The sequence below is a fragment of the Neisseria polysaccharea genome (assembly GCF_963392925.1).
Lineage (GTDB): Bacteria > Pseudomonadota > Gammaproteobacteria > Burkholderiales > Neisseriaceae > Neisseria > Neisseria polysaccharea.
The window spans coordinates 1-2,964 of record NZ_CAUJNZ010000031.1 but is presented as its reverse complement, the minus strand read 5'-3'; the positions used below and the strand labels follow the sequence as shown (position 1 = coordinate 2,964).

At 53.1% G+C, this 2,964-nt stretch carries 2 protein-coding genes; both read left to right on the top strand.

Features of this window, described 5'->3' with window-relative positions; all coding sequences use genetic code 11:
* Positions 1-700, top strand: a 700-nt coding sequence (locus RDY34_RS10480; RefSeq protein ID WP_308184582.1) for a DUF7146 domain-containing protein, incomplete at its 5' end; no start/stop codon positions are given.
* Positions 701-818: 118 nt separating this feature from the next.
* Complete coding sequence (locus RDY34_RS10475) at positions 819-2,498, top strand: DUF927 domain-containing protein (protein ID WP_308074855.1); 1,680 nt, start codon at positions 819-821, stop codon at positions 2,496-2,498.
* The last annotated feature ends 466 nt before the right edge of the window (positions 2,499-2,964 follow it).

The following is a 2,964-nucleotide window of genomic DNA, read 5'->3' as shown; positions in this document are numbered from 1 at the left end:
CGGCAAACTTGCCGCATTGTGGGACGAAGCAGAGCCGTTAACGCCCGATTGCCCCGTTGTCCAGTATTGGGAATCACGCGGCTTAAACGCGGCATACCTTCCCGAAAACATCCGCCATCACGCAGGCATGGAATATTGGACGCAGGGGGAGGACGGCAAACCGCTGTTCATCGGACGTTTCCACGCGGCAATAGCGGCTTCCACACGCGGCAGCACTGTTTGCGGTTTGCACATTACCTATCTGGAAGCACAACGGGGCGGCGGCTTTGCCAAAGCGCGGATTAAGCACCCCAAAACGGGCGAAGATTTGCCCGCCAAGAAAATGCGAAGCCGCAAACAGGGCGCGATGACGGGCGGGGCGGTTTACCTGTTCCCCGTTCCTGAAAACGGGCGGCTGATGGTAGCGGAGGGCATAGAGACCGCCTTAGCCGCGCGTGAACTGTTCAACGCCCATGATTGGGGCTTATGCGCCGCCCTAAGCGCAAACGGCATGAAGCGGCTGGAGCTTTCAGACGGCATTAAAGAGCTTGCCGTTATCGCAGACCACGACGCACCGCGCCCCGTAGGGGAAACGGCGGCATTAAGCCTGGCAAAACGCGCCCAAAGCGGCGGAATAGCCGTCCGATACTGGATAAGCGGCACGGCGGGCTATGACGCGCTGGACGAATTGAACGACCGCAAACGCAGCGGCAAGGCGTAAAAAATGCCGTCTGAAAAACAGGCGGCATTTGTAGGCGGCAATGGATTATTTATCAAGCGGAAACCAAACGCGGAAAACCGCGAAAGGCAACCAAACCCATACAGGAGATTTTAACACTATGTGTAAAGAAGTAAAGCCGAAGTTCACAGAAGAAACCGCCCCATTGGGCGATATGTCGGAATTTGCCGCGCCGTTTGCACAGCCGCGCTACGACGTGGACGGCGCGGGCGTATGGTATATCGGCGTTAAGACCGACAGGGAGGGCAACACGCAGGAAGCCACGCCGGTAAAACTGTCATCCCCCATCGACATCATAGGCAGGGGCACGGACAACGACGGCGCATATTACCGCGTAATACGCTGGCAGGACGCTAACACACGGCGAACCAAAACCGCCGCCATCCCCAAAGGCGAAATCGTAACAGGGCAGTGCTGGGCAAGATTGGGGCAGTACGGTATAGACATCCTATCAGGCAAGGTTAAGCGTGAACGGCTTTCCGACTATTTGCAGACACAGGGCGGCGGCGATATTTACACCATTACCGACCGCGCAGGCTGGCACAAAGACACCTACATCATGCCTAGCGGGGAAACCATCACGGCGACCGACGAAGGCCCCGCCATTATCTATAACGGAGACACCAGCCAAGCAAAGGCATATCAGCCAAACGGAGAGCTTACCGACTGGCAACAAAACATAGCCCGATACGCGGCAGGGAATAGCCGTCTATGCCTTGCTTTAGGGGCTTCATTTGCCGCCCCGTTACTTTCCCTGTTAAACGAAGAATCGGGGGGCTTCCACCTAATGGGCGATTCTTCAGACGGTAAAACCACAGCCGCAAAAGTAGCCTTGAGCGTATGGGGCAGACCATCAGGCAGCCTGTTGTCTTGGAGCGGTACAAAAATAGGCTTTTCCAACACAGCCGCCGCCCGCAATGATGGCTTGCTGGTGTTGGACGAAATAGGACAGGCAAGCCCGCACGTTATCGGCGATACTGTTTATAGCGTTATGAACGGTATCAACAAAGTGCAAGGCGCAAAACAAGGCGGAAACCGCGCCTTGACCCGCTGGAAAGTGATGATGTTTTCCACCGACGAAAAGACCCCCGATTCCATCCTGAAACACCACAAAGGCGATTGGAACGCAGGACAAGCAGCCCGCCTGCCCAGTATCAGAGCCGCCGCGCAATACGGCATTTATGACACATTGCACGGATTTGAAGATGGCGCATTGTTGAGTGAGCATATCGCCCAATCCGCCGAAAAATATCACGGCGTAGCCGGCAGGCTATTTATCCGACAGCTTTCAGACGACCTAGAGCAAGCCAAACGGCAGGCAACAGAGCGCATAGCCGCATTTATGGCAACCATTCCCGAATTATCAGGACAAGCGCGAAGAGTAGCGAAACGCTTTGCTATCGCCGCCGCCGCTTTGGAACTTGCCGCCCCTGTTACTGGTTTGCCCGTAGGCGTAGGCATGGCAGGCGTGAAACAATGCTTTGACGAATGGCTGGAAGCCAACGGAGCAGGAAAACACGAAGACCGCCGAATCATTGAGCAGGCAGAAGATTTTATCGCCCAGTACGCATTAGGCACGCGGTTTATGGAATGGAGCGATAAAAGCACCAATAGAGACCATGCAGGATATAGGAAACAGGAGGGGGAGAAATTGGAATTATGGGTAATCCGCCGTGTCTTTGCCGATGAAATCGCCCAAAGTTTCGATGAATCAAAAGCCTGCCGTGTATTGGCAGATAATGGATTGTTAAAATATAACTACAAAAATAGAGGCTATTAACACCAGAGGAAAGGTAACGGCTGGTTTCATGTGCTGACCCCCGATATGGAACTGGACGACTGACCGTTTGCATGGGGTTAGTTCCAAAATACTAACCAAGCCCGCCATGATCGATACAGGCGGGCTTTTTTTACGTCCAAACATCAAGCAGACCAACCAAGAAAGCATAAAATCGACAGGAAGCCCCTAAATCTCAAAAATTAGAGCCATTCACACCCTACCCTATCCTACCCCACCTACCCAAAAGCAAAACGCGCTTACAGCGCAATTACGCCCTATTTCCGCCATGACCAACAAAGACAGGCGAGGGATAAATAATTTCAAGACCAATACGCGCGCGCGTAAATAAAACCCTTATATATTGCACCCCAGTTAAGGGAGTGTAAAAACTGATTGAAACCCCTTGACAAATTCGATTAACCGATATTTGAGAGGGGTCTAAAATGTCATTCCAGCAGGAACTTCA

Bases quoted from the DNA above. Each gene is read 5' to 3' on its own strand.
- RDY34_RS10475 (WP_308074855.1), top strand. From the start codon at position 819: ATGTGTAAAGAAGTAAAGCCGAAGTTCACAGAAGAAACCGCCCCATTG.